This window comes from Streptomyces sp. NPDC091371 (assembly GCF_040684275.1).
Lineage (GTDB): Bacteria > Actinomycetota > Actinomycetes > Streptomycetales > Streptomycetaceae > Streptomyces.
On sequence record NZ_JBFBFP010000066.1, the window covers coordinates 24824 to 31092 of the forward strand.

Genomic DNA, 6269 nt, shown 5'->3' on the forward strand with positions numbered 1-6269 from the left:
GTGGCGCCGGCTCACCACTGCGTGAGGTCGTACACGGCGGCGCAGTACGGGTCCTCGGCCTCGGAGCGGGCCCACTCCAGATCGTCCCGTACGAGGGAGGGCACGGCCGCCATCGTCCCGGTGAACCCCTCCCGTACGCGCCCCTCGTCGTCCCGCAGCGCGATGTCCAGGCCGATCCGATCGGGCGGGCGCCGCGGGCCCCCGGGCCGGTCCACGTACAGCCGCACCGTGCCGGTGTCGAGCAGCACGAAACCGGTGAGCGGCGCCTCCTGCTCCGGTTCGGGCTGCCACGCGAACGGCCCGAGCAGGGAGACGGCGCCGTGGAGTGCGTCGGTGAGGTCGTACGAGGGATCGGCCTGGAACCGCGCGATTTCGGCGGCGGCGTCGACGACCGGGATGCCCAGGCCGTCCCGGGCCGGCGGGGCGGGCGGGGCGTCCCGGGCGGGCTCCGCCGCCTCCGGCCCCGCGGCCAGCCGCCGCAGCGTCCCCGCGATGGCCTTCCACGACACGTTGTCGCCGGACGGGTCGACCAGCGGCAGGTCGTAGGCGACCGAGGTGGCCGGGTCGTGCCCGTCCCACAGGACCACACGGGTGAACTCGGGCCGGCCGGGCGGCGGGAGCACCCCGCGCACCAGCCGGCCCGCACCCGCCTCCTCAGCCCCCGGCGGCGGGGAGACGTAGCGCAGCAACGCCCACAGGACGATGCGGTGGAACTCGGTCAGGTCGTCCTCGGTCCAGGGCGACGACGACGCGTCCGCTGAGGTCATGCCCCATTCTGCGGCGCACGGCCCGCCGCCCCGGACGACGGCGCCGCCACGCCCGGGATTTCGTGAGAAGAACCACGTCAGGACCCCGTAGCCGCCCCTTGCGCCGCACCCGGGGGACAGTTCTGGCAAGTTGGCGCATATGAGTACGGCAACCCGCAGATCACCCCTCACCGACTGGACCGTCATGGTCCCCGTGGTGGCGCTCGTCGCCCTCGTCCTCAGCTGGGGACGCGAGCTGCCCTCACTCGCGGTGGTCCTGGTCGCGCTCTGCCTCGCGGGCGCGGTGCTGGCGGCCGTCCACCACGCGGAGGTCGTGGCCCACCGGGTCGGCGAACCCTTCGGCTCGCTCGTCCTCGCCGTCGCCGTCACCGTCATCGAAGTGGCGCTCATCGTCACCCTGATGGCCGACGGCGGCGACAAGACCGCCTCGCTCGCCCGCGACACGGTCTTCGCCGCCGTCATGATCACCTGCAACGGCATCGTCGGCCTGTCCCTGCTCGTCGGCGCCCTGCGCAACCGGGTCGCCGTCTTCAACGCCGAGGGCTCCGGAGCGGCCCTCGCCACCGTCGCCACCCTCGCCACCCTCAGCCTGGTGCTGCCGACCTTCACCACCAGCAAGCCCGGGCCGGAGTTCTCCACCGCCCAACTGGCCTTCGCGGCCGTCGCCTCGCTCGCCCTGTACGGGCTGTTCGTCGCCGTCCAGACGGTGCGCCACCGGGACTACTTCCTGCCCGTGGACACCGGGCGCCGGCCCGACGCGGCCGCCGAGGACGGCGACGACCACGCCGCGCCGCCCACCGCCCGAGCTGCCCTGGTCAGCGTCGGCCTTCTGCTCGTCGCGCTCGTCGCCGTGGTCGGCAACGCCAAGGCCGTCTCCCCGACCATCGAGAAGGGCGTCGCCGACGCGGGCCTCCCGAACGCCGTCGTCGGTGTGATCATCGCCCTGCTCGTGCTGGCGCCCGAGACCCTGGCCGCCGTCCGGGCCGCACGCCGCGACCGCGTGCAGACCAGCCTCAACCTGGCCTATGGGTCCTCCATCGCCAGCATCGGCCTGACCATCCCCGCCATCGCACTGGCCTCGATCTGGCTCTCCGGCCCGCTGATGCTGGGGCTCGGGCCGACCCACATGGTGCTGCTCGCCCTCACCGTCGTGGTCAGCGCCCTCACCATCGTCCCGGGCCGCGCCACCCTGCTCCAGGGCGGAGTCCACCTCGTCCTGCTCGCCGCCTACCTGTTCCTGGCCGTGAGCCCCTGATCCCTTGAGGGCCACGGCCAGGAGCAGGGCGGGCCGTCAGCGCCGCTCGCGCGGCCACACCACCTTCAGCTTCGGCGAGGTGAGGATGTCCCGCTCGCAGAACCGCGAGGTCACCCAGCCGCTTTCCGAGAACAGCCGGGTCTGGTCCGCGTAGTACGGCGAGTTCGGATTCGAGGACTGGCTGTACGTCAGCAGGGTGCGGGCCACCGGGCAGCGGCCGCCGTCCCAGCCGACCGCCTGGACGTGGCTCGAGCCGTGCACGACCTCCGGGTAGCCGCCGGCCACCGCGTTCCACGGCGCCTCGATCTTGTTCCAGACGCCGAGCGCCTCCGTGCCCCCGCCCACCGGGAGCTTCCGGCCGCCGCGGACCACGAACTGGTGCTCGCCCAGCGGCGCGTCCAGCGCGATCCCGGCCGCCCTCAGCTCCGCCACCGTGTCCGCGAGCGCGCGGGCGACGCCGGGCGCGGCCTGGTTGAGCGTGCGTGGTGTGCGTACGGGATCGGCCGCCGAGAAGGGCACCAGCCACAGGTCCTTGGCCGCCGTCGACCCGGCCAGCTTGCGCCAGAACCGGTCGAAGAGCAGCGCGCCGCGACTGGCGACGCCGGCCGTACGGTCCCACGCGGCCAGCACCGGGCAGGCCGCCGAGACGTCCACCGCCGTGCCGTCGCCCGCCGTGGCCGTACCGCCGGGCAGCGCGGCACAGGCCTTCGCCGCGTCGGCCGCGGCCAGGTCGCCGGCCGGCACCCGGTTGGCGAACTGCTGCTCCTGCAGGTCCGCCACCGTCAGCCCGCCCCTGGCGGCCATCGCCGACACGTCCTCGACCGCGCCGCGCGTACGCATCGACCGGGGGGTGGCCACATTGCCCCAGATCCGCTCGTAGCCGGTCAGCGGCCGGTCGGCATTGGCCAGCCAGGCGCTGTCGTTGGAGTTCTCGGCGTACGGGGCGTCCCGCAGCGTCGGCGCCTTCCCCGGGCCGAACACGCCCGGCTGCACCGCGTCCGGGTCGGCGCCGAGCCCGCAGTCGGCGCGCGAACCGTCCAGTACCGCCAGCCCCGAGGCCGGGTAGGTGGCCCGGCCCAGCGGGGTGGAGCAGCGGGCGGCCAGCTCGTCGGTGATCCGGGGGAGCAGTTGGGACTGGGTGAAGAGGGTGCCGCCCGCGGAGTCCGCGGCCACGGTGTTCACCCACGGCAGGCCCTGCGTGCGGGCCAGGGCGTCCTGGATGCCTGCCACCGAGCGGGCCTTGCCCATGGCCAGGGCCGTGTCGGAGCCGCGCAGGTTCGACGCGTTCGGGTCGTTCAGCGCGTACGCCGTCTGCGCGGTCCAGGGCAGCGGCAGGCCCGGTCCGAGGCCGGTGATCACGGGCCCGTAGCGGGTCCACCACTGGGTGCGGGTCACCGGATCGCCGCCCGCCACCGGGACGGTGACGGTCCGCCGGGTCATCGCCTCCGGCTTGCCGTCGACCAGGTAGGCGGTCGGATCGGCCGGGTCGAGCGTGAGCTGGTGCAGGTTGACGGGCGTGCCGGTGGCCACCGTATGGCTCCAGGCCACCTTCTCGTTGAAGCCGATGTTGACCACGGCGGTGCCGAGCAGGGAGCCGCCCGACACGTTCAGCTCGCCCGGGATGGTCTGCTGGGACTGCCAGAAGCGGCGCCCGCCCTGCCACGGGTAGTGCGGGTTCCCGAGCAGCAGGCCGCGGCCGGAGGCGGTGGTGGAGCCGCTGAAGGCCACCGCGTTGGAGCCCATGTCGTAGCGGGAGGTGTCGAAGAACTCCCGTGCGGCCTCGGCGGCGGCCGCCGGATCGACCTCCTGCGGGGCCGTGCTGCGGGCCCCGGCCGAGACCGGCGGCTGCGCCGCCGTGATGCCGTCGACGCCGCGCCCCTGGCCGCCGAGGACCGAGACGGCGAAGCCGCGGGCGGCCACGTCGGTGGCGGTGACCGGGCGGACCCAGCGGGCGCTCTTGCAGGCCGGGTCGGTGATCTCGTTCTGGGCGAGCCAGGTGTTGTAGCCGGCGGCCCAGCCGCGCATCAGCTCCTTGAGGTCCTTGCCGGGACCGGCCGGAGCGGGCGTGGCGAGGAGCTTCTCCACCGTGCCGGACTCCCGCACGCCCTTGAAGTAGAGGTCGCTGGAGAGGTTCCGGGCGGCGGAGGAGAGCGATCCGTCGGGCGCGGCGTCCGGGCCGAACCAGCGCGAGCGCTCCCCGGCGACGGTCACGAACCCGTCGGCGAGCACGCACACCTGGTCGGCCGCCTGCGCCCAGCCGGTCCCGAAGCCGAGGTGCGCGTAGTCCCGGGCAAGGATGTGCGGAATGCCGTTCTCGGTGTACCGGATGACGGCGGACAGCCCGCCGCCGGACGGCCCCCGCTCCCCGGCCGCCGCCGAGGCCTGGGGCGCGGCGGCCGTGGCGGCGAGCAGCGCGGCGCCGGCGAGGGCGACGCGCCGGAGTATCGGACGGGTTCTGAGGTGCAACGTGCCTCCCAAGTAGCCTGCGGATGGGCCTGATCGCCCGGGGGACAGGCGGTGCGTCCGTGCCCCCACACTCATGCAGGCGGTCCGATGATCTGTCAACATCCCGTTTGGTATCCCGGTTATTGACCTTGGGCGTGCGGAGCACGAGGATCGCGCCATGACGGCAGACCAGGCGGCGCGGGCGGACCAGGTGGAGCGGGCAGCGGGAGCGGAGCGTCCCGTGCGGGACCATACGGTCGACGGGCTCGTGCGCCGCAGCGCGCGCCGGGTGCCCGGCCGGACGGCCGTCCGCTACCGCGAGCGGACCTGGACCTACGCGGAACTCGACGCGGCCGTCACCACCGGCGCCGCCGTACTGCGCGGGCGGTACGGGCTGTCCGAGGGAGACCGGGTCGCGACGTTCGCGCACAACTCCGACGCCTACCTGCTCGCCTTCCTCGCCTGCGCCCGCGCCGGCCTCGCGCACGTCCCGGTCAACCAGAACCTCACCGGCGAGGACCTGGCGTACATCCTGGACAACAGCGAGAGCGCCCTCGTCCTCGCCGATCCGGACCTCGCCGGGCGGATCCCCGACGGGTACCGGGTACGGGCCCTGCGCGACGCCGCCGACTCCTTCCTGGCCGAGCTCGCCGAGCCGCTGCCCTTCGACGGCAGCGGGGACCCGAACGGGCTGGCGCAGCTGCTCTACACCTCCGGGACCACCGCCCTGCCCAAGGGCGCGATGATGACGCACCGGGCGCTCGCGCACGAGTACGAGAGCGCGATCGAGGCGCTGGACCTGGCCGAGGAGGACCGGCCGGTGCACTCGCTTCCGCTGTACCACTCGGCGCAGATGCACGTCTTCCTGCTGCCCTACCTGGCGGTGGGGGCCGTGAACACCATCCTGGACGCGCCGGTCGCGGAAGAGGTCTTCGACCTCGTGGAGGCGGGGGAGGCGGACAGCCTCTTCGCCCCGCCGACGGTGTGGATCGGCCTGGCCAACCACCCCGACTTCGGACGGCGCGAGCTGGGTGCGCTGAGCAAGGCGTACTACGGGGCCTCGATCATGCCGGTCCCGGTCCTGGAGCGGCTGCCCGGTCTCGGCTTCTACAACTGCTTCGGCCAGAGCGAGATCGGCCCGCTGGCCACGGTGCTGGGGCCCGACGAGCACGAGGGGCGGATGGACTCCTGCGGGCGGACGGTGCGCCACGTCGAGGCGAAGGTCGTCGACGAGGACGGCAAGGACGTCCCGTCCGGCACGGCGGGCGAGGTGGTCTACCGCTCGCCGCAGCTGTGCCGCGGCTACTGGAACGACCCCGAAGCCACGGAGAAGGCCTTCCGGGACGGCTGGTTCCGTTCCGGCGACCTCGCGGTGCGCGACGCGGAGGGTTACTTCACGGTCGTCGACCGGGTCAAGGACGTCATCAACTCGGGCGGGGTGCTCGTCGCCTCCCGGCAGGTCGAGGACGTGCTGTACACCCACGAGGGCGTGGCCGAGGCGGCGGTGGTCGGCCTGCCCGACGAGCGCTGGATCGAGGCGGTGACGGCCGTGGTGGTGCCGCGGGGAGAGGTGACGGAGGCCGAGCTGATGGCGTACGCGCGCGAGAAGCTGGCCCACTTCAAGGCGCCCAAGCGGGTGCTGTTCGTGGACGCGCTGCCGCGCAACGCCAGCGGCAAGATCCTCAAGCGCGAGCTCCGCGACCGGTTCGCCTAGTGCTGTGGCCGGAAAGGTTTGCCGGGTCGCGGTGTCCGGTGCGGTGCATCGCAAGGCGGAGGGCCGCGGCTCGTACTGGACGTACTTG

The 6269-nt window shown here is 73.8% G+C and carries 4 protein-coding genes; 2 read left to right on the forward strand and 2 right to left on the reverse strand.

Going from position 1 to position 6269, the window contains the following annotated elements; translation table 11 throughout:
• Window positions 1-11: 11 nt before the first annotated feature.
• On the reverse strand, window positions 12-767 hold the full coding sequence (locus tag AB0O21_RS37535; protein ID WP_365179513.1) for a hypothetical protein: 756 nt from the start codon (window positions 765-767) through the stop codon (window positions 12-14).
• Between the two features lie 139 nt (window positions 768-906).
• On the opposite strand from AB0O21_RS37535, the gene AB0O21_RS37540 reads away from it, so the two are divergent.
• A complete protein-coding gene (locus AB0O21_RS37540; protein WP_365179516.1) occupies window positions 907-2022 on the forward strand; it encodes an ionic transporter y4hA in 1116 nt (371 codons plus the stop codon).
• 36 nt (window positions 2023-2058) lie between these two features.
• On the opposite strand, the gene AB0O21_RS37545 is transcribed toward AB0O21_RS37540, so the two are convergent.
• Complete coding sequence (locus AB0O21_RS37545) at window positions 2059-4488, reverse strand: penicillin acylase family protein (RefSeq protein ID WP_365179519.1); 2430 nt, start codon at window positions 4486-4488, stop codon at window positions 2059-2061.
• 157 nt (window positions 4489-4645) lie between these two features.
• Between AB0O21_RS37545 and AB0O21_RS37550 the strand changes: the two genes are divergently transcribed.
• Window positions 4646-6181: a fatty acyl-CoA synthetase gene (locus AB0O21_RS37550; protein WP_365179522.1), complete on the forward strand. Its 1536-nt coding sequence runs from the start codon at window positions 4646-4648 to the stop codon at window positions 6179-6181.
• Window positions 6182-6269 lie beyond the last annotated feature (88 nt).

Bases quoted from the DNA above. Each gene is read 5' to 3' on its own strand.
- AB0O21_RS37535 (WP_365179513.1), bottom strand. From the start codon at position 767: ATGACCTCAGCGGACGCGTCGTCGTCGCCCTGGACCGAGGACGACCTG.
- AB0O21_RS37540 (WP_365179516.1), top strand. From the start codon at position 907: ATGAGTACGGCAACCCGCAGATCACCCCTCACCGACTGGACCGTCATG.
- AB0O21_RS37550 (WP_365179522.1), top strand. From the start codon at position 4,646: ATGACGGCAGACCAGGCGGCGCGGGCGGACCAGGTGGAGCGGGCAGCG.